The following is a 17792-nucleotide window of genomic DNA, read 5'->3' as shown; positions in this document are numbered from 1 at the left end:
CTCCTGACCAGAGAAACCTTAATAGACGTAGCAGAGCACTTCGCCGCCGATGCCCCGCTTGCGAGCCTCCCGGTCGGTCATGATGCCGCTGGAGGTAGAGATGATGGCAATTCCAATTCCTCCCAGCACCCGGGGCAGTTCTTTATGGCCGCAGTAAACCCGCAGGCCAGGCCGGCTTACCCGCTTGAGGCCATTGATGATGGGTCGGCGGTCTTTGCCTTTGCCTTTGTACTTCAACTGCAGCACAATCCGCGCTTGGATCCCTTCTCCCTCTTCCTTCCAGCTGCTGACAAAACCTTCCTCGTGGAGAACGCGGGCAATGCTGCGGGTCATGCGCGTGGCCGGAACCGCCACCGATTCGTGCCGAGCCATAGTGGCATTGCGAATGCGGGTGAGCATGTCGGCAATCGTGTCGTTGGTGTGGGCCATGGGTGGGTTAGTGCTCCTGGGAAGATAGTTGAGGGAATTGTGGGTAGGGGTAAGCCTATGAGGCAAAGGGCATGCCAAACTCCCTAAGCAGGGCACGGCCCTCTTCGTCGGTCCTAGCGGTGGTGACAATGCAGATGTCCATGCCTCGAATCTGGTCAACGGCGTCGTAGTTGATTTCGGGAAAGATCAGTTGCTCGCGAATTCCAAGGGTGTAGTTGCCGCGCCCGTCAAAGGATTTGGGGTTGACGCCGCGGAAGTCGCGAATGCGGGGCAAAGCCAGGTTGATGAGGCGATCCAAAAACGCATACATCCGCTCCCGCCGCAGGGTTACCATCAGGCCAACGGGCATGCCCTTGCGGATCTTAAAACTGGCAATGGCCTTCTTGGCGCGGGTAATTACGGGACGTTGACCAGTAATGGCGCTAATTTCTGCAATGGAAGATTCCAGGGCCTTGGCATTTTGGGAGGCCTCTCCCAAGCCGCGATTGATGACAATCTTCTCCAAGCGAGGCACTTGGTGGATGTTGGTGTAGCCCAACTCCTTTTGCAGCTTGGGAACGATGACCGTGTGGTAGAGGACTTGCAGACGTTGGGGCATGGTAAGTTCTCCTTCCCGCTCTGGGCTGGGTCAGAGCTCTCGAAATCTCTAGTCAAGGATCTCGCCGGTTTTCTTGAGAACGCGGACTTTGCGGCCATCGGCGGTAATTTGGTAGCCGACCCGGCTGGCAACCTCGTGCTTTTTGGAATAAAGCATCACCTTGCAGGCGTGGATGGGGGCTTCTTTGGTCTCAATCCGGCCCTTTTCGCCTTCCCGTTGGGGCTTGCGGTGGTAGGTAACGATGTTAACTCCTTCCACCAAAACCATGTTGCGTTCAGGAAAGACCCGCAACACCTCGCCGACTTTGCCTTTGTCGTCACCCGAAATTACCTGGACGAAGTCCCCTTTTTTGATGCGCATCTTATAGCGCAGACTGTTGCGGTGCTTGCGAACGCCAGGTTGGCGGAGAAGTCGTCGGATTTGGCTGGGCTTAAGAGGGCGAACCATTACAGGACCTCCGGCGCAAGCGAGATGATCTTGGTAAAGTTTTTCTCCCGTAGCTCGCGGGCTACAGGGCCAAAGACGCGGGTTCCCCGGGGGTTGCCATCGTCGTTGATGATCACGGCAGCGTTGTCGTCAAAGCGGATGCAGGTACCATCAGGGCGGCGTACCGTGTCCACCGTGCGGATGACAACGGCCCTGACCACATCGGATTTTTTAACTGGCATGTTGGGCAGAGCCTCTTTGACAACACCAACAATCACATCGCCCAGGCTGGCATAGCGACGGCCGCTGCTGCCCAGGACGCGGATGCACATGAGTTTGCGGGCGCCGGTGTTGTCGGCTACCGTGAGCATGGTTTGCTGTTGAATCATAGCTTCTTCATCTCCCGTAGGATCTCAACCACCCGCCAGCGTTTGGTACGGCTGAGGGGACGGGTTTCGACGATGCGCACCAGATCCCCTTCTTGGCAGCGGTTTTCCTCGTCGTGGGCTTTAAACTTTTTGGTTTTGACGACGATTTTGCCGTACTTTGGGTGGGCAACCCGGTTTTCTACGGCAACAACCACCGTCTTTTGCATCTTGTTGCTGACAACAACGCCAATCTTTTCGCGAGCAGGCATTACTCCTCCTTCTTGACCTGAGTTGAGGGCAAGGATTTGCCACGTTTGCGCTCTGCCTCCACGGTCAGCAGTTGAGCTAGCTTGTGCTTGCGCAGGCGAATGAGGTGGGGTTGAGTAAGCTGCCGTGTGGCTTGCTGCAGGCGCAACTCGAACAGCTCTTTTTTGACGGCGTAGATCTCTTGGGCCAATTCTTCGTCTGATAGGGCGCGTGCATCGGCAATTTTGGGCATGGGCATGGTAACTTTCCTCCTCTAGCTAGCGCTAGCTGCTACTTCCGGAGATTCTGCAGCTGCTTCCTGAGCAGGTTCTGGCTTCTCAAAGTCAGCTTTGGTTACAAACTTAACTTTGATGGGAAGCTTGTGAGCGGCCAGGCGCATCGCCTCCCGGGCTGTTGCTTCAGGAACTCCCCCCATTTCAAAAAGGACGCGGCCTGGCTTGACGACGCAAACCCAGTACTCGGGGTTGCCTTTGCCGGATCCCATGCGGGTTTCGGCAGGCTTCCGGGTAACGGGCTTGTCGGGAAAGATGCGGATCCAGATCTGGCCTCCCCGCCGAATGTAGCGGCTCATAACCCGACGGCTGGCCTCGATCTGTCGTGCGGTAATCCAAGCGGGCTCTAGGGCCACAAGGCCATATTCCCCAAAGCTGATGCGGTTGCCACGGGTTGCCTTGCCCTTCATGCGCCCACGCTGCTGCTTGCGGTATTTGGTTCGTTTGGGGCTTAACATGGCCGCTCCTTGAGTAACTGCAGTAGGGGTTCCGCTCTTGGCCCTCAGACCTTGGCTGAGCGGTCTTCAAAGGTAGGCCGCCGCCGTTGCTGCCGACGCTTGGCCGGCTGCAAGGAAACTTTGGGTTCGAGACTTTCTTGGCCAGGAAGGATTTCTCCTTTGAAGACCCAGACCTTGACCCCAATGACGCCATAGGTGGTCTGAGCAACGCGCTCGGCATAGTCAATGTCTGCCCGCAGAGTCTGCAGAGGGATCCGGCCTTCCCGCGTCCACTCGCTGCGAGCAATCTCAGCACCGTTCAGCCGCCCGGCAACTTGAACCTTGATCCCTTGCACGCCAGCCCGCTGGGCTCGTTGGATAACCTGGCGGACAATGCGACGAAAGGCAATCCGCCGCTCCAACTGCTGGGCAATGTTTTCCGCCAACAACGTTGCCTCCGCATCAGGACGGGTAACCTCGACTACATTGATGCGGATGGTTCTATTGGGGCTGCCGCGCAGGCTTAGCTCTTTTTGCAAGCCCTGGCGCAGCTCTTCAAGGCCGGACCCGCCACGGCCGACCACGACACCCGGTCGTGCAGCTCGGATTTCCAGGTCGATCTGATCGGCTTTGCGCTCAATCTGAATGTCAGCTAGACCAGCGTTGCTCAGCTTCTTGGTTACATAGGTGCGGATGAAATCGTCCTCCTGCAGCAGGGCTGGGTAGTGAGCTGGGTCGGCAAACCAGCGGCTGCGGTGTTCCTTGATAATGCCGAGGCGCAAGCCGAAAGGGTGGATCTTCTGGCCCATGGTACGCGGTTAAAGGGTAGAGGTCGGGAAATTTAGGGAGCCGTCTCCGCCTTAGCTTCTAGAGGCCGGACAGCAATGGTGATGTGGCAGGTGCGCTTGCGGATTGGGTAGGCCCGGCCTTGGGCGCGGGGGCGATACCGCTTCAGCGTCGGCCCCTGGTCAGCGTAGGCTTTGCTGATGACAAGATTGCGGGGATCCAGGCCGTTGTTGTGTTCGGCATTGGCTACCGCTGAGCGCAGCACCTTGCGCACCGGCTCGCAGGCAGCGTAAGGCATGAACTCCAGCAGAATTAAGGCATCGGCATAGGTGCGCCCCCGGATTTGGTTGAGGACGCGCCGCACCTTGTAGGGAGACATGCGAACGTAACGGGCTACCGCTTTAACTTCAGGGGAAGGATCGGCCATGGCGTTCTCCTCTTCCTTGCTGAATTCAAGATCGGGCAGCTTTCTTGTCGCTGCCGGCGTGGCCGCGGAAGGTGCGGGTGGGGACAAACTCCCCCAGCTTGTGACCCACCATCTGGTCAGTGATGTAGATGGGCACATGCTGCTTGCCGTTGTAAACGGCAATGGTGTGACCAATCATCACAGGGAGGATGGTGCTGGCCCGCGACCAAGTTTTGATCATTTGCTTCTCATTGCGCTCGTTGAGCTTCTCGATTTTGCGAAGCAGCTTGGCATCTACAAACGGACCTTTTTTAAGAGAACGTCCCATAGGAGTTTCCCCTCTAACACCTTGGTTCAAGCTCAAGCAATTCGGTAGGCAGCAGGTGGCTGGCCTGGCTGCTACTGCACCGCCATCCCGCCCTTGTCCCCCTGCCCACCCCGACGGCGACCGCGCACGATAAACTTGTTGCTGGGCTTGTTGCGCTTGCGGGTTTTGTGCCCCAGGGTAGGCTTACCCCAGGGGGTAACGGGAGTACTGCGGCCAATGGGGGCTTTTCCTTCCCCACCGCCGTGGGGGTGATCCACAGGGTTCATTGCTGAGCCCCGCACGTGGGGACGGCGACCCAGCCAACGGCTGCGTCCCGCCTTGCCGAGGCTGATGTTGTTGTGGTCCACATTGCCTACTTGACCGATGGTGGCATAGCATTCCCCTCGAATCATGCGAACCTCGCCCGAGGGCAGCTTTAGGGAGACATACTTGCCTTCCTTGGCTACCACCTGGGCGCCAGTTCCGGCAGCGCGAACAAGTTGTCCGCCGCGGCCGGGATAGAGCTCGACGTTGTGGACCACCGTCCCCAGGGGAATCCGCTCCAGGGGCATGGCGTTGCCCACCTCGAAGGGAGCTTCAGGCCCAGCCATGATCGTGGCTCCCACCTGGATGTGGCGAGGGGCAAGGATGTAGCGCTTCTCGCCATCGGCGTACTCCACCAAGCAGATGCGGGCGCTGCGGTTGGGATCGTACTCGATGGTCTTGACGGTGGCCGGGATCCCGCGTTTGTCGCGGCGGAAGTCGATGATGCGGTAGAGCCGCTTGTGGCCGCCGCCCCGGTGACGGCAGGTGATAACGCCGCGGTTGTTGCGGCCTTTTTTGCGGTGGATAAATTGCAGCAGCGACTTCTCCGGTCGAGGTCGCTTGCCGTTTTCATCCCGCGACAGCTCCTCAAAGTTGGAGACTGTCATGTGGCGGGCGCTAGGGGTGTAGGGTCGGAACGTGCGAATGCCCATGGCTCAACCAGGAGTGCTAGGTTTCAGGGAAGAGGACGATGGAATCGCCTTCGGCCAAAGTTACCACCGCTCGCTTGGGACGGCTGCGGTAACCCACAAAACGACCTACCCGCCGCTGCTTACGGGGCAGCTTCAGGGTGTTGACGGAAGTAACCCGTACTCCAAACATTTCCTCAACAGCGGCCCGGATGAGCGGCTTGGTGGCGTTGGGCATCACTTCAAAGACGTATTTGCGCTGCTCCATCAAAGCCGTCGTCTTCTCGGTAATAACGGGGCGCAACAGGACATCAGCCAGAATTCGCTTGCTCTCCGTCATCGTCCTCCTCCTTTTCCCCTGCGGCTTTCGGCTTCTTCTACGGCTCTTCTTGTTCAACTGGCTGAGCTTCTTGCTCTGCGACCTGAGCCTGGCCCTCAAGGGGATTGGCTTGGTCTGGAGCGGCGGCTGCTGCGCCGGATCCCCAGCGGGCTTTGAGTTTCTCTAGGGCAGAGGTGGTGATTAGCACCCGATCGACCTTGAGCAGATCGAAGACGTTGAGCTGATCTAGCCCAATGAGCTTGACGCGGGCAATGTTGCGCACAGCCCGCTCCACCATTTCCGAGCGCTCGGCAACAATCAGCAGAGCCGATTGATCCTCTCTCACTCCCCAGCGCAGCAGAGCTTGGGCCATAACGCGGGTCTTGGGCGGGTTAAGCTGATCCTGGAAATCCTCCACCACGATTAGGTCTTCCACCCGGCCTTGCAGAGCAGTGCGCAGCGCTAGCTGCCGCTCTTTGCGATTCATGGCCAGGTTGTACTCCCGCTTGCGGGGGCCAAAAACCACCCCTCCCTTGCGCCAAAGAGGAGAGCGGATGGAGCCAGCGCGAGCCCGCCCGGTGCCTTTTTGCCGCCACGGCTTGCGCCCTCCGCCGCGCACTTCAGCCCGCGTTTTGGTGTGGGCATTGCCCTGGCGGGCGTTGGTCATCTGACGGCGCAAAGCTAGGTAGAGAACGTGACTGGCCGTCTCGGGGCGAGCCACCTTGAAGCTCAGCTCCGCGCTGCCCACGGTTTCCCCTTGCCAATTCTTCACCACACAACTTGCCATGGCTCCCTCCGCTAGAGTCTCTTGCCCACCTGTTTGGCAGGGGTGATCTCCAGTAGCCCTCCCTCCACGCCGGGGACTGAGCCTTTGATTACCAAGAGATTCCGCTCCGGATCCACCTTCACCAACTCCAGCTTGCGGATCGTGACGCGGCGACCGCCCATCCGGCCAGCCATACGCAGTCCTGGAAACACGCGGCCAGGCCTCGTGCCAGCGCCAATGGAACCCGGCCGGCGGTGGTTCTTGGAGCCGTGGGACATGGGGCCCCGGCCAAAGTGGTGCCGCTTCTGGTAGCCGGCAAACCCCCGCCCGATAGAGGTGCCAGCCACGTCCAGTAACTGACCAGGAGAGAAGATCTCAACAGTGATCTTCTGCCCCAATTGGTAGGCTTCTGGCTGGTCGACCCGAAACTCGCGCAGGTAACGCAGCAGCTCCGTCACTCCCGCTTTGCGCAAGTGGCCGCGCTGGGCTCGCGTCAGGTGCTTCTCTGTGGTGGGCCAGTAGCCCAACTGCACCGCGTTGTAGCCGTCCGTGGCTTGGGTTTTAATTTGGGTTACGGTGCAAGGCCCGGCCTGCACGACGGTCACGGGAATGGCCAACCCTTCCGGAGAGAAGATCTGGGTCATGCCAACTTTTCTTCCAAGGATGCCAAGCGCCACAGAAACCTCCTCTCAAGCCTGCGCGGCTTGCTTTGTTGCTTTCACAGCTTGCAACCGGTTCCCTAAGCCAAATCCAGGCAGTAGGCGCGGCGGCAGAAAACCTAGGATAGCGAAGACTGCCTGCCCAGGCAAAAAAGCCGTAGAGAGGGAGCGCCTGTACCCCCAACGCTCCCGCAGCGCCAATAGCGCTGCCCTTTTTGCCTGATGACCTTGACGCCAAACTGCTTCTAGGGGCTGCTCAGACTTGCCTGCAAAGAGGCAGTATCTGCGCTAGCAGCACGTTAAGTTGCCTAGAACCGTTGTTGCTGCAGGCGGATTCAATTGACAACAGTACTACATCATAATGAGGTGACAGGCTGCTTGTCTAGGTTTTGCTAAAAAATGGGTTCAGCACCTGGGAAAGCCACGCTGGGAGACAGAGAGTTTCAGAGCGTGATGGGGTGGGCGCGCAGTGGGCTGACCCAGGCTTGTGTGGATCGCTACTGGCATTTGCTGCAGGCCGGGGCAAATCCGGCGCGGATCTTGTTTTTGGTGCGCAGCCGGCGGCAGAGGGCGGAGGTGTTGCGGCGCCTGCAGGTGCTCAGCTCGGGTTTGGTGGGCCCGTGGCGGGTTGAGACGTTTTTGCAGCGGGTGGGGCGCGCTTTGGCTGAGTATTGGCCGCAGGTATGCGCTCGCGTTCCCCAGTTGCCGTGTTCGTTTGAGCCTGTGCTTCTGGCTAAGGATCTCACTCAGTTTCTCTGTGGGCGAGTCTGTGCGTTGTGCCCGCGGCACGGGGAGGTCTTTGCGAATATTGGGCTGGACGAGTTCCAGATTTGGGATCAAGTTAGCAGCGCTGCCTATATTGCCGGAGCTTCTGGCTTGACGGCAGAAGCGGTGGGATCCCGGCTAGCAGCAGCTTGGCCGGAGAACAGGGATCCGGCCCGGGCAGAGGCCCTGGGAGCGCTGGGCTGCTGTGTAGAGCGACTATGGCAGGCGGGGCTGCAGTTGGGAGCGCTGGATTTTGGCCTGCAAATTCGTCTGTTTCAGGAGCACATCCTGCCCTTGGCGGAGTTTTGGCAGGAGTGGGATCACCTCATCGTGGATCAGGCGGAAGAGAGTTGCGCGGTGGCGCTGGAGTTCTACCGCCAGGGGCAAGCCCACCTGCAGAGCCAATTCTTCAGCTACACCCTCGGCGGCGGGATCTCTTTGACGGCGATCCCGGAGGCAGTAGCCTGCTTTCTCCTGGAAAACACCCAGGTTCGGTTCCCAGAAGCCAGCTCCTGTAGCGCAGCCGGCCTGGTTCGCTTAGGGCTGCAGATAGCGCGGGCTGTGGCTCCCCAGCTTTCCTCTCGGCTGCCAGAACCACCGGCAGGGAGGCTGCCGAGGGTGGAAGTGCTGGAGGGAGAAACCCCCTTTGCGGCCCTAGAGGCTATGGTTGCCCAAATCCGACAACTTTTGGCAGCAGGGATCCCTCCCTCTCGCATCGCCGTCCTCCTGCCTCGCATGGATGCCGGAATAAGTCTAAGCCTCCAGGAGCAGTTGCCGGAGGTCTTGCCCATTGCTCCCTTCCCCGCTCTCATCCGCTACCCCCTGGTGCGGGCTCTCCTGACGGCAGCAGAAGTGGCCCATCCCCACTGGGGAGCATTTCCCACCTTGCCAGCCTGGTGGCTGCTGCTCAGCAGCGTGTTGGATCTGGATCCCATTCGAGCAACGCTGTTGGCTGAAGATACCCTGGACCCGGTAGGACGTGCCCTGCGGCCCAAAACCGCCGTGCGGCAGCCAGAGCGGGTGGGCTTTGCCAACTTGGAGCGCTACCAGAAGCTGTTGGATTGGCTGCGCAGCTACCGGCCTGGGCCTTCCTTGGCAGCTTTCTTCCAGCGCTTCTTTGCCGAGCACCTGGTCACTGCTTCCCCTCAGGATCAAGAGCTGCTGCAGTTGCTAACGGATGCAGCCCAGCGATTTCGCCGCGCCTTTCCTACAGCAGGGGATCCTGCCTTTTTGGCCATGATTCGCTCGGGACAAACCCCTAGCAACAGCCGCTTTGAGCCCGACTACTCCCGCTACCTGGTGGTAGCCACGCCAGCGGCCTACATCCATCGCGGCTTGGAGGCCGACTACCAGTTTTGGTTTGACATCACCAACCCCAGCTGGTCCCCCTCTCTCTGGCGCGGGCTCTACAACAGCCATGTGCTGACACCGGAATGGGATGGGGGAGTTTTCGATGCGGCTCGGGATCGAGAGGCACGCCAGCAAGTCCTAGCTCGCACCCTGCTCAACCTCTGCTGCCGAGCACGGCAGGGCCTGTGGCTGGTGCGCTCCACTTTTAACTACCGCGGCGAAGAGAACACCGGCACCCTAGACTTGCTGGTGTTGAAGGCGGCAAAAGGTACGGCTTGCTCCTAGGGGCGAGACTGGGTCAGGTGGCTGACCTGCGGCTGGGTAGCAGGGGACAGACGGGGGTAGTTCGAGCACTTCCTCACTGCTTTTGGGTTAGCTTTGGGGTGAGTTTCCTGGCGCTAGGAGCGGCCGATGGATTCCGCCACCTTTTTGGAGCGCTACGGATTCGAGCTGCAGGGTCAGACAAGCCAAAGGTGGGTAGAGCGCTGGAGCAGGCAGTTCCCAAGCCCTTGGATCCCAGCCGCTTTGCTGGAGGCCCTCTACCAAGGTCGCTACAAGGCCACATCCGTAGAGCAGATCCTCCGCCTCTGGCAGCGCCGCGGTGCTCCCCACCTCACCTTTCCCCCGGAAATGAGCCGATCCCTGTGGCGAGAACAAGAAGAGCTGATCCGCTCCTTGAGTCCAACTGCCGCCAGCTTCCTTGTCCGACCTCCTTCACCTCTTTCAGCCTCCTCTGGCAAGGGATCCCGCTTTGCGGAGGAAGCTGCCATTTCCCTTGAGCTGTTGTTAGCAGAGCTGCAGGACCTTCCCCCCAAGCTCCGCCACCTGCTCCGGGAGCTGCAACCCGCCTCCCTGGCCTGCGAGTCAGAGCTCTCGGTTACCTTGGAGCTCCAGCCTGTCGACTCTCCTGCTCCTGCTTCCCTGAAAGAATCCCAGGTTTCCCCCTCTCGCTCAGGGCAGGGCGACCCTTGAGCTGGAGAGAGCTTCCTCGCGCAGCAGGTCGGCTTTGTCGGTGCGCTCCCAAGGCAGGTCCAGATGGGTTTGCCCGAAGTGGCCGTAGACGGCTACATCTTGGTAGAAGCGTCCCCCTCGCTGCCGGGGTAGCTCCTGCAGTTGAAAGTGGGCCAGAATAGCTGCTGGCCGCAGGTCGAAGTGGCGCTGCACCAGCCGCAGAAGCTCCTCGTCAGGGATGCGCCCTGTGCCAAAGGTTTCCACCAACAGGTTGATGGGCCGAGCCACTCCAATAGCGTAGCTGACCTGTACCTCGCATTTCTGGGCCAGGCCGGCAGCCACGATGTTTTTGGCAACATAGCGGGCGGCGTAGGCCGCGCTGCGATCCACTTTGGTGGGATCCTTGCCGGAGAAAGCGCCACCCCCATGGCGGGCATAGCCCCCATAGGTATCGACGATAATCTTGCGCCCTGTCAGGCCGGCATCCCCCTGGGGGCCGCCGATGACGAATTTGCCAGTGGGGTTGGTGAGGAAGCGGGTATTGCTGTCTGGTTTGATGGGCAGCTCGGCAAACACAGGCTTTACCACCGCCTCCCAGAGATCGGCGCGGATGCGCTCTTGCACTGCCGTCTCTTCCGTAATGTCGCCGATGGTTGGCGTGTGCTGGGTGGAGATGAGCAGGGTGTGGATGCCCACTGGACGCCCCCCCTCATAGGCTACCGTTACCTGGGTCTTGCCGTCAGGGCGCAGATAGGACAGGGTACCGTTCTTGCGAACCGTAGCCAACTGGCGGCTGAGGCGGTGAGCCAAGCTGATGGGCAAAGGCATCAGTTCGGGGGTCTCGTTGCAGGCAAAACCAAACATCAAGCCCTGATCGCCAGCTCCCAGCAGGTCGAATTCATCTTCCCAGACGGTGCGACTTTCCAGTGACCTGCTCACCCCTTGGGCAATATCAGGAGATTGCTCATCGAAGGCTACTAGCACCGCGCAGCTGTCTGCAGAGAAGCCATTCTCGGCATCGGTATAGCCAATTTCGGTCAGCTTGTCCCGCACTAAGCGCGTGAAGTTGACATGCGCCTTCGAGGTGATCTCCCCCGTGAGGATCACCATGCCCGTGCTCACCACTACCTCTGCCGCCACCCGGCTGGAGGGATCTGCCGTCAAGAGGGCATCCACAACGGCATCGGAGATCTGATCGCAGATTTTGTCGGGATGCCCCTCTGTCACCGACTCGGAAGAAAACAGGAATGACTTGGACAAGGAACCTCTCCTCAAGACGAAACCCACCCACGCTGGCAGAACCCGCCTCTGGGTTCATCTGCAGCAAGGCATGCCCAGCCTTACTAATATACCCCCCTCAGCCAGTGAGGATCTGCTTCAGCCGCTCGCCATTTTTGCGGCCCTGGGGAAGAGCACCCCTAATAAAAAAGCGCCGCCAGGAGGGATCCCCCCAGCTCTGTCAAAATCCTAATCCAACAGCGGCAGCTCTTGGAAAATCTGGAAAAGCGGAAGCCAGATCAGGGGTTTGGCCTGCTAGAGTGCTCCTACAAGTCCTTGCCGCTGCAACCATGACCCACCCTTTTCCAACCGCCCCCAACCCGGAACTGGAAGCTGAGCGCAACTGGCAGCATCGTCAACGAATGCAGCGCCGCCAGCAAATCCAGCGGCAACGCCTGGCAGGCATGCGTGACAACAAAGGCTTAGTTATCGTCTATACAGGTCAGGGCAAGGGCAAAAGCACGGCGGCTTTTGGTACTGTCTTGCGCGCCCTCGGCCAGGGCTTATCGGTGGGGGTGGTGCAGTTCATCAAAGGGGCCTGGGATCCAGGCGAAGCCAAACTGTTGCGCAAGTTGGCTGCCCATCCCGAGCTGGGGCTGGGAAAAGTTGCCTTTTATGCCATGGGGGAAGGCTTTACCTGGGAGACCCAGGATCGCGAGCGGGACATTGCCTGCGCCCAGGCAGCCTGGGAAAAGGGGCGGGAGCTATTTGGCAGCGGCGAGTACCACCTGGTGGTTTTGGATGAGATCAACGTTGCCCTTAAGCTGGGATATCTCTCGCTGGAGCAAGTGTTGGCTGGCCTAGCCGAAAAACCTGAACGGGTGCACGTGATCCTCACTGGGCGAGGCGCACCGGCAGGGCTAATTGAGCGAGCTGACCTGGTAACGGAAATGGCCTTGGTCAAGCATCCCTTTCGCGACCAAGGGATCAAAGCCCAAATGGGTATCGAGTTCTAGCCCTTGGACAAATGGCAATCCTGCTGGCAGCAGCGGCAAGCAGCAGCGGCAAGACCACCGTCACGTTAGCCCTGTTGGCTGCGCTCCGGCGGCGGGGCCTGCGCATCCAGCCCTTTAAGGTGGGGCCCGATTACATCGATCCTCTGTTCCACACGGCAGTGGCCGGGATCCCCTCGCGCAATTTGGATCCCTTTTTAACCGACGAGGACTTTGTGCAGCGCTGCTTTCGCTACCACTGCCAGGACAAAGATGGGGCGATTGTAGAAGGCGCGATGGGCCTCTTCGATGGGCGAGGGCCCGGATCCCTGCCCGGCGGGACAGAGCCTTCCTGGGCTAGCAGCGCCCATGTGGCTCGCCTGCTGGGGATCCCGGTGGTGCTGGTCATCGACAGCAGCGGCATGGGAACGACGGCGGCCGCCCTGCTCTACGGCCTAAGCCACTTCGATCCCCGCCTGACTATTGCCGGCGTCATCTTCAACCGGGTGGCCTCAGAGCGCCATGGCCAGATGTTGCAGCAGGCAGCAGCAGCCGTGGGGATCCCGGTTTTGGGGCAATTCCCCCGCCGCGAGGACTTGCGCCTGCCCAGCCGCTACCTGGGGCTGGTACCTGTCTTAGAACTGGCTGGCTTCTCCCGCTGGCAGGAGGCCTGGGCTGAGCTGGCGGAGCAACACCTAGATTGGGACCAGCTTCTGCCCCTAATCCGCTCACTACCGCCGGCAGTGGGGGAGCTCTGGCCAGGGATCTGCCCCCTTGCAACGCCCGTGCGCGTGGCAGTGGCCCGCGATGCCGCCTTTAACTTCTACTACGCCGACAACTTAGATCTCCTGCGGGCTTGGGGGGCGGAGCTATTGGAGTACTCCCCCCTGGAGGTAGGGCTGTGGCCGCCGGATCCCTGCGATGGCCTGCTCTTGGGGGGCGGGTTTCCAGAACTGTTTGCCGCGGCCCTCTCTGAAAAAATAGCCCAGCAAACTCCGCCACCCATCCACCCCCCCCTCTATGCCGAATGCGGCGGCTTGATGGTGCTGGGAAAGTCCCTCACCGATTGGGACGGGAAGACCTACCCCATGGCTGGCCTATTGCCCATCACCGTGGACATGGGCGAGCGGCTGTACCTGGGCTATCGCGAGGCTAAAGTCCTGCGCCCCACCCTCCTGGCACCGGCTGGGGATCGCCTGCGGGGACACGAGTTTCACCGCTCCCGCAGCAGCCCCCCCTGCCCAAGCCCAGTCTACGCTTGGGGATCCCCGCCTCAGCAGGAAGGCTGGGCCACGGAGCGCCTACAGGCCTCTTACCTGCATCTCCATTGGGGATCCCGTCCCGATCTCGCAGCGCGGCTACTCCAGAATTTTTTGAGGGTGGCTAGAAACGCTCTTGATCCCCCGTTGTAGAGAGGTTTTTCCCCGTCAGGGAGGCTGGGGAGAGGAATTAGCCGTGCTCCCTTCTGTTGCTAGGGGGAAGCAGTGGGGACGAGGCTGCTAGCAACAGTTTAGGTGAGGTGGGCAGCAATTGCGTCCAGGAGGTGGTTTTGATCAATGGGCTTGGTGAGGTAGGCGTTGGAACCAAGTTGTAGCCCTTGTTCCACAGCTTCTCGAGAAGTCTTGGAGGAGAGAAAGACAAAGGGGATGTGGGCTGTGGCTTGATCCCATCGCACAGCATCCAGCACGGCATAGCCGTTGAGCTTGGGCATGACTACATCGCACAGCACCAAGTCTGGCAGGAGGGCGCGCACCATCTGCAGCCCTTCTTCCCCGTCTCTAGCTGCCAACGTATCGTACCCAGCTTGCCGCAACACTTTCTGCAGGTAGGTGCGGATAGAGGGATCATCCTCGATCACCAAGATGCGTTTAGCCATGGGAGGTTGTGAAAAAGCAGGAGACACACACCGCTCAAGCCAAGCTCTGGCTTCCCCGAACCTCTGAAATCCAGGTTGATGCGAGAGCAGTTAGGAGGGCTACAGAGGCAGTATAGGGAAACTTCGGAGAGAAAAACTCCGCCAAATGGCTCATTCTGGGAAGACTTGCGGTTATTCCAGGTAGCTCAAGCTCTCTTTCCCCTCAGGGAGAGGAGTTCATTCCGAGGTGAGTTGTCGCTCCATCAGGCGGGAAAGGGCGGCAGCGGGGGTGGTCTGCCCTTGCAGCAGCCAATGCACCTCCTGGGTGATGGGCACCTGGATGCCGTGCTGGGCGGCGATCTGAACCACCACGGGAGCAGTGTAAACCCCCTCGGCGGTTCCCTCGATCTCGGCCAACACCTGGCCCAGAGGTTTGCCCTGGCCCAAGCCGTAGCCTACGCGGTAGTTGCGGCTTAAAGGACTGTGGCAGGTGGCTAGGAGATCCCCTAGCCCTGAGAGGCCGTTGAAGGTCTCAGGCCGCGCCCCTAGGCGGGATCCCACCCGGATCATCTCGGCCAAGCCGCGGGTAACCAGGGCAGCCCGAGCATTGGTGCCCAGTTGCAGCGCGTCACACACCCCCACAGCAATGGCAATAACGTTCTTGAGAATGCCCCCTAGCTCCACCCCTAGGGGATCGCTGCTGGTGTAGAGGCGAAAGCGCTCGGAGGCAAGGGCATGCTGCACTTGCACTGCCGCCTCGGGATTGCGGCTGGCCACCACTGCAGCTGCTGGCAAACCCTGGCGGATCTCAGCGGCCAGGTTTGGCCCGGAAAGCACCACCAACGGATGAGTAGGGAAAGTGGCTGCCCAGATCTGGGCTGGTGTCAAGAGCTGCAGGGGATCCAACCCCTTGGTGGCCGAGACCAGAATGGCTCGGGGGGGGATCCCCACCTGGCGCACGGCCTCGACCACGGGGCGCACGCCGGCCATGGAGACTGCCGAAATAATGATGTCCGATCCCCGGACTACCTCTCTGAGATCCCAGCCTTTGCGCCGATCCCAAACCTGCACCCAGTGGCCCCGAGCCTGGGCTAACAGAGCCAGGGTACTTCCCCAGGCCCCCGCCCCTAGAAGGGCAATCCTCTGGGGGGATGGTGTAGAAGCTTTCATCCAACCGTTCCAGCCGCAGCTTCTTTGCCCAGAATGCCGCTTGCCCCAGCCCCTGAAAAAGCCCCCGCCAGAGAAAGAACGTTAGTATGGTTGGATACCAACTAGAGGTTTGGCCTAAGAGCAGAGACCATGGCAGAAGCAGGGATCCAACGCCTTCCTGCTGAGGTGGCCGCCCGGATGGGGAGCTGGCGGCACGGCTATGCCCTGACCAATGGCATTCAACTGCACTATGTCACCCAGGGGGAAGGGGAGCTGGCAATCTTGTTGCATGGTTTCCCAGAGTTTTGGTATTCCTGGCGGCACCAGATCCCGGTGTTGGCGCAGCGGTTTCGCGTCGTGGCACCTGACCTGCGCGGCTACAACGACTCTGACAAACCGGATTACGGCTACGACCTGGACACCCTCACCGAGGATGTCCGCGGCCTGCTGGCCCATTTTGGGGCCAAAAGCGCGGTGGTGGTGGCCCACGACTGGGGAGGGGCTATTGCTTGGCACTGGGCGCAACTTTTTCCCCAGGAGATCCGCAAGCTGGCCGTGCTCAACTCTCCTCACCCCGCTTGCTTTCGCCGGGAGTTCCTGACCAATTTGGACCAGATGCGCCGCAGTTGGTACCTGTTTTTCTTCCAGTTGCCCTGGCTGCCAGAGTGGGTGTTGCAGTGGAACCTCGAGGAGTGGGTGCGGCGCATTTTTCAAGAGACCTCGGTGCGCAAAAGCGCCTTCACCCGCCACGACCTAAAGGTTTACCAAGAGGCCCTTGCCAAGCCCAAGGTGCTCACCTCTGCCCTCAACTACTACCGCCACCTGTTTAGCCTGCCCACTCTGCAGAACCTGTTTTTGCAGCCCCTGCGGCCGATCTTCGCCCCCACCCTGCTCATCTGGGGAGAAGAAGACTTTGCCCTTAGCCGCGAGCTGACCGAGGGAATGGATCCCTTCTTCCCCAACGGCCTGCGCAAGGAGTACATCCCCGAGTGCGGCCATTGGGCGCAGCAGGAGGCGCCCCAAACTGTGAATCGGCTGCTCCTAGAGTTTCTCTAGTCCTCCCGCCTGAGAGAACTTTACCGCCCTCAGGGATTGCCCTAGAATAGTCCACTGGATTTAAGCGGGGAAAGTGGCATGGCCCTGGAGTACCCACCCGATCTGCGCTACGTGGACACCCACGAGTACATCCGGGTTGAGGATGACATTGCGGTGATTGGGATCACGGCCTATGCCGTCGATCAGCTGGGGGATATCGTCTTTGTCGGCCTGCCCGAGGAAGGGACAGAAATTGAAAAGGGGGAGAGCTTTGGCTCCGTGGAGTCCGTCAAGGCCGTAGAGGATCTGTATGCCCCTGTCTCGGGGGAAGTGGTGGCGGTAAACAAAGCGGTGGTGGACAGCCCAGAGAGCATTGCCGACGATCCCTATGGAGATGGCTGGCTGATCAAGGTGCGCATGACCAACCCGGAAGATCTCGACGACACGATGAGCGCGGAGGCTTACGCCAGCTTGGTGGAGGGATCCTAAGCCCTACAGCAACACTTCCCGGTTACCCCCTTGCATCTTGGCCCGGCGGAGGGCTTGGTCGGCTGCCTCTAGAAAGCTTTGGACGGAAGTTTCTGCTGAAAGGCTGAGCAAAGAGGCGACGCCAATGCTACAGGTGAGGTGGATAACTTCTGCTCCCACCTGCAGAGGGAGGGATTGGATGGCCTGCCGCAGGCGCTTGGCCAACTGCAGGATTTGAGCTTCCGGAACCCCGCGCACCATGAGGACAAATTCGTCGCCCCCTAGCCGGGCCAGCAGATCCTCGCGGCGAACCTGATCCTGCAGTTGTTGGGCTACTTGGATCAGGGCTTGATCCCCGGCCAAATGCCCCCAGCGGTCGTTGATGAGCTTGAAGTTGTCCAAGTCCAGGTAAAGCAAGTGGAGGGGAAAGCTATGGCGGCGGGCAAAGGCCATCTCCCTCTGCAGGTGCTCTAGGAAAAACCGACGGTTGTGCAGCCCCGTGAGCGGGTCGTAGAGAGCGGCGGCAGCGACCTGGAAAAAGAAAGCCTCCTCCAGCCGGTCATAATAGGCAAACTGCAGGAGGCTATTCCCCAGCTGGATGCGATCCCTATCCGCCAAAACCCGGCAAGTTACCCGTTCCCTATTGACGTAGGTGCCGTTGAGGCTGCCGAGATCGATGAGGACATAGTTTTCCCCTTCCTTCCTCAGCCGGCAGTGCAGCCGAGAGATGGTGTGGTCGGAAAGCTGAACGTCGGCCTGGGGGCTGCGCCCCACTACTGCAGTCTCCCCCAGGCGGAAAGTCTTGCCCCTATTGGATCCCTGAAGCACCGTCAAAAAGGCGCCCACTGCTTTCCTCTCCACCTCCAGCCCGTAGGTTTCCAGGGGCACGGGGGTGGTTGGTTCTTCCGGAGAAGTATCCACAGGCGTAGGGATCCCCTACTTGAGTTAACATGTCTTTTCCATATTATGACGGGTATCATGCCGGCCTGGCTGCTTTCTTCCGCAAAGTTGGCCAG

General features: G+C 60.1%; 23 protein-coding genes and 1 pseudogene. 6 read left to right on the top strand and 18 right to left on the bottom strand.

Annotated features, from left to right (window positions below):
* Positions 1-18: 18 nt before the first annotated feature.
* The 14 genes and pseudogenes from rpsH to rplC form a co-directional block, all read right to left on the bottom strand.
* Entirely contained in the window at positions 19-429 is a 411-nt protein-coding gene (gene rpsH / locus NW812_RS03920; RefSeq protein WP_414394238.1) for a 30S ribosomal protein S8, read from the bottom strand.
* A 55-nt stretch (positions 430-484) separates the two neighbouring features.
* The gene (gene rplE / locus NW812_RS03915) at positions 485-1027 is read right to left on the bottom strand and encodes a 50S ribosomal protein L5 (protein WP_414394236.1); all 543 of its coding nucleotides are present in this window, start codon (positions 1025-1027) and stop codon (positions 485-487) included.
* Between the two features lie 48 nt (positions 1028-1075).
* The gene (gene rplX, locus NW812_RS03910; RefSeq protein WP_414394234.1) at positions 1076-1474 is read right to left on the bottom strand and encodes a 50S ribosomal protein L24; all 399 of its coding nucleotides are present in this window, start codon (positions 1472-1474) and stop codon (positions 1076-1078) included.
* On the bottom strand, positions 1474-1842 hold the full coding sequence (gene rplN / locus NW812_RS03905) for a 50S ribosomal protein L14 (protein WP_414394233.1): 369 nt from the start codon (positions 1840-1842) through the stop codon (positions 1474-1476). The genes rplX and rplN overlap by 1 nt, the downstream gene beginning before the upstream one ends.
* Positions 1839-2090, bottom strand: coding sequence for a 30S ribosomal protein S17 (rpsQ, locus tag NW812_RS03900; RefSeq protein ID WP_414394231.1), 252 nt, complete (start codon positions 2088-2090; stop codon positions 1839-1841). Before rpsQ ends, rplN begins: the two co-directional genes overlap by 4 nt.
* Entirely contained in the window at positions 2090-2326 is a 237-nt protein-coding gene (rpmC, locus tag NW812_RS03895; protein ID WP_414394229.1) for a 50S ribosomal protein L29, read from the bottom strand. Before rpmC ends, rpsQ begins: the two co-directional genes overlap by 1 nt.
* A 15-nt stretch (positions 2327-2341) precedes the next feature.
* Positions 2342-2818: a 50S ribosomal protein L16 gene (gene rplP / locus NW812_RS03890; RefSeq protein WP_414394227.1), complete on the bottom strand. Its 477-nt coding sequence runs from the start codon at positions 2816-2818 to the stop codon at positions 2342-2344.
* A gap of 44 nt (positions 2819-2862) precedes the next feature.
* Positions 2863-3606 (bottom strand): 30S ribosomal protein S3, encoded by a 744-nt coding sequence (gene rpsC, locus NW812_RS03885; protein ID WP_414394225.1) that lies wholly within the window; start codon positions 3604-3606, stop codon positions 2863-2865.
* A 32-nt stretch (positions 3607-3638) separates the two neighbouring features.
* The gene (gene rplV, locus NW812_RS03880) at positions 3639-4010 is read right to left on the bottom strand and encodes a 50S ribosomal protein L22 (RefSeq protein ID WP_414394223.1); all 372 of its coding nucleotides are present in this window, start codon (positions 4008-4010) and stop codon (positions 3639-3641) included.
* A gap of 25 nt (positions 4011-4035) precedes the next feature.
* Complete coding sequence (gene rpsS / locus NW812_RS03875; protein ID WP_414394222.1) at positions 4036-4317, bottom strand: 30S ribosomal protein S19; 282 nt, start codon at positions 4315-4317, stop codon at positions 4036-4038.
* A gap of 71 nt (positions 4318-4388) precedes the next feature.
* On the bottom strand, positions 4389-5273 hold the full coding sequence (gene rplB, locus NW812_RS03870) for a 50S ribosomal protein L2 (RefSeq protein ID WP_414394220.1): 885 nt from the start codon (positions 5271-5273) through the stop codon (positions 4389-4391).
* A gap of 16 nt (positions 5274-5289) precedes the next feature.
* Positions 5290-5589 (bottom strand): 50S ribosomal protein L23, encoded by a 300-nt coding sequence (locus NW812_RS03865; RefSeq protein ID WP_414359244.1) that lies wholly within the window; start codon positions 5587-5589, stop codon positions 5290-5292.
* A gap of 136 nt (positions 5590-5725) precedes the next feature.
* Positions 5726-6355: pseudogene (gene rplD, locus NW812_RS03860) on the bottom strand (50S ribosomal protein L4); the annotation flags it as partial.
* An 11-nt stretch (positions 6356-6366) separates the two neighbouring features.
* On the bottom strand, positions 6367-7011 hold the full coding sequence (rplC, locus tag NW812_RS03855) for a 50S ribosomal protein L3 (protein WP_414394218.1): 645 nt from the start codon (positions 7009-7011) through the stop codon (positions 6367-6369).
* Between the two features lie 381 nt (positions 7012-7392).
* On the opposite strand from rplC, the gene NW812_RS03850 reads away from it, so the two are divergent.
* Together NW812_RS03850 and NW812_RS03845 are read left to right on the top strand one after the other, a co-directional pair.
* Positions 7393-9393, top strand: coding sequence for a hypothetical protein (locus tag NW812_RS03850; protein WP_414394216.1), 2001 nt, complete (start codon positions 7393-7395; stop codon positions 9391-9393).
* A 126-nt stretch (positions 9394-9519) separates the two neighbouring features.
* Positions 9520-10080: a hypothetical protein gene (locus tag NW812_RS03845; RefSeq protein ID WP_414394214.1), complete on the top strand. Its 561-nt coding sequence runs from the start codon at positions 9520-9522 to the stop codon at positions 10078-10080.
* On the opposite strand, the gene metK is transcribed toward NW812_RS03845, so the two are convergent.
* The gene (metK, locus tag NW812_RS03840) at positions 10060-11319 is read right to left on the bottom strand and encodes a methionine adenosyltransferase (protein ID WP_414394213.1); all 1260 of its coding nucleotides are present in this window, start codon (positions 11317-11319) and stop codon (positions 10060-10062) included. The two genes, NW812_RS03845 and metK, sit on opposite strands and share 21 nt — an antisense overlap.
* Before the next feature lie 308 nt (positions 11320-11627).
* On the opposite strand from metK, the gene cobO reads away from it, so the two are divergent.
* Both cobO and NW812_RS03830 read left to right on the top strand, forming a co-directional pair.
* Positions 11628-12293, top strand: a complete 666-nt coding sequence (cobO, locus tag NW812_RS03835; RefSeq protein ID WP_414394212.1) for a cob(I)yrinic acid a,c-diamide adenosyltransferase — start codon at positions 11628-11630, stop codon at positions 12291-12293.
* Between the two features lie 11 nt (positions 12294-12304).
* The gene (locus tag NW812_RS03830) at positions 12305-13681 is read left to right on the top strand and encodes a cobyrinate a,c-diamide synthase (RefSeq protein WP_414394210.1); all 1377 of its coding nucleotides are present in this window, start codon (positions 12305-12307) and stop codon (positions 13679-13681) included.
* 98 nt (positions 13682-13779) lie between these two features.
* Here the strand turns inward: NW812_RS03830 and NW812_RS03825 are convergent, their stop codons facing one another.
* Entirely contained in the window at positions 13780-14145 is a 366-nt protein-coding gene (locus NW812_RS03825; protein ID WP_414394208.1) for a response regulator, read from the bottom strand.
* Between the two features lie 216 nt (positions 14146-14361).
* Complete coding sequence (locus tag NW812_RS03820; RefSeq protein ID WP_414394206.1) at positions 14362-15294, bottom strand: NAD(P)H-dependent glycerol-3-phosphate dehydrogenase; 933 nt, start codon at positions 15292-15294, stop codon at positions 14362-14364.
* 129 nt (positions 15295-15423) lie between these two features.
* On the opposite strand from NW812_RS03820, the gene NW812_RS03815 reads away from it, so the two are divergent.
* Both NW812_RS03815 and gcvH read left to right on the top strand, forming a co-directional pair.
* Positions 15424-16329 (top strand): alpha/beta fold hydrolase, encoded by a 906-nt coding sequence (locus NW812_RS03815; protein WP_414394204.1) that lies wholly within the window; start codon positions 15424-15426, stop codon positions 16327-16329.
* 78 nt (positions 16330-16407) lie between these two features.
* Positions 16408-16797 carry a glycine cleavage system protein GcvH gene (gene gcvH, locus NW812_RS03810; RefSeq protein WP_414394202.1) on the top strand — a complete coding sequence of 130 codons (390 nt, stop codon included), beginning with the start codon at positions 16408-16410 and terminating at the stop codon, positions 16795-16797.
* Between the two features lie 3 nt (positions 16798-16800).
* Here the strand turns inward: gcvH and NW812_RS03805 are convergent, their stop codons facing one another.
* Entirely contained in the window at positions 16801-17697 is an 897-nt protein-coding gene (locus NW812_RS03805) for a diguanylate cyclase (protein ID WP_414394200.1), read from the bottom strand.
* Positions 17698-17792: the final 95 nt, after the last annotated feature.

The sequence above is a fragment of the Synechococcus sp. O70.2 genome, from assembly GCF_047462135.1.
GTDB lineage: Bacteria > Cyanobacteriota > Cyanobacteriia > Thermostichales > Thermostichaceae > Thermostichus.
This window is presented reverse-complemented; position numbering and strand designations above follow the sequence as displayed.

Coding starts and splice junctions, on each gene's coding strand:
- NW812_RS03845 (WP_414394214.1), top strand. CDS start 9,520: ATGGATTCCGCCACCTTTTTGGAGCGCTACGGATTCGAGCTGCAGGGT.
- NW812_RS03830 (WP_414394210.1), top strand. CDS start 12,305: ATGGCAATCCTGCTGGCAGCAGCGGCAAGCAGCAGCGGCAAGACCACC.
- NW812_RS03820 (WP_414394206.1), bottom strand. CDS start 15,294: ATGAAAGCTTCTACACCATCCCCCCAGAGGATTGCCCTTCTAGGGGCG.
- rplX (WP_414394234.1), bottom strand. CDS start 1,474: ATGGTTCGCCCTCTTAAGCCCAGCCAAATCCGACGACTTCTCCGCCAA.
- rpmC (WP_414394229.1), bottom strand. CDS start 2,326: ATGCCCATGCCCAAAATTGCCGATGCACGCGCCCTATCAGACGAAGAA.
- gcvH (WP_414394202.1), top strand. CDS start 16,408: ATGGCCCTGGAGTACCCACCCGATCTGCGCTACGTGGACACCCACGAG.
- rplP (WP_414394227.1), bottom strand. CDS start 2,818: ATGTTAAGCCCCAAACGAACCAAATACCGCAAGCAGCAGCGTGGGCGC.
- rplN (WP_414394233.1), bottom strand. CDS start 1,842: ATGATTCAACAGCAAACCATGCTCACGGTAGCCGACAACACCGGCGCC.
- rplB (WP_414394220.1), bottom strand. CDS start 5,273: ATGGGCATTCGCACGTTCCGACCCTACACCCCTAGCGCCCGCCACATG.
- cobO (WP_414394212.1), top strand. CDS start 11,628: ATGACCCACCCTTTTCCAACCGCCCCCAACCCGGAACTGGAAGCTGAG.
- rplV (WP_414394223.1), bottom strand. CDS start 4,010: ATGGCCGATCCTTCCCCTGAAGTTAAAGCGGTAGCCCGTTACGTTCGC.
- NW812_RS03825 (WP_414394208.1), bottom strand. CDS start 14,145: ATGGCTAAACGCATCTTGGTGATCGAGGATGATCCCTCTATCCGCACC.
- rpsS (WP_414394222.1), bottom strand. CDS start 4,317: ATGGGACGTTCTCTTAAAAAAGGTCCGTTTGTAGATGCCAAGCTGCTT.
- rpsH (WP_414394238.1), bottom strand. CDS start 429: ATGGCCCACACCAACGACACGATTGCCGACATGCTCACCCGCATTCGC.
- rplE (WP_414394236.1), bottom strand. CDS start 1,027: ATGCCCCAACGTCTGCAAGTCCTCTACCACACGGTCATCGTTCCCAAG.
- NW812_RS03865 (WP_414359244.1), bottom strand. CDS start 5,589: ATGACGGAGAGCAAGCGAATTCTGGCTGATGTCCTGTTGCGCCCCGTT.
- NW812_RS03850 (WP_414394216.1), top strand. CDS start 7,393: ATGGGTTCAGCACCTGGGAAAGCCACGCTGGGAGACAGAGAGTTTCAG.
- rpsC (WP_414394225.1), bottom strand. CDS start 3,606: ATGGGCCAGAAGATCCACCCTTTCGGCTTGCGCCTCGGCATTATCAAG.
- rpsQ (WP_414394231.1), bottom strand. CDS start 2,090: ATGCCTGCTCGCGAAAAGATTGGCGTTGTTGTCAGCAACAAGATGCAA.
- NW812_RS03815 (WP_414394204.1), top strand. CDS start 15,424: ATGGCAGAAGCAGGGATCCAACGCCTTCCTGCTGAGGTGGCCGCCCGG.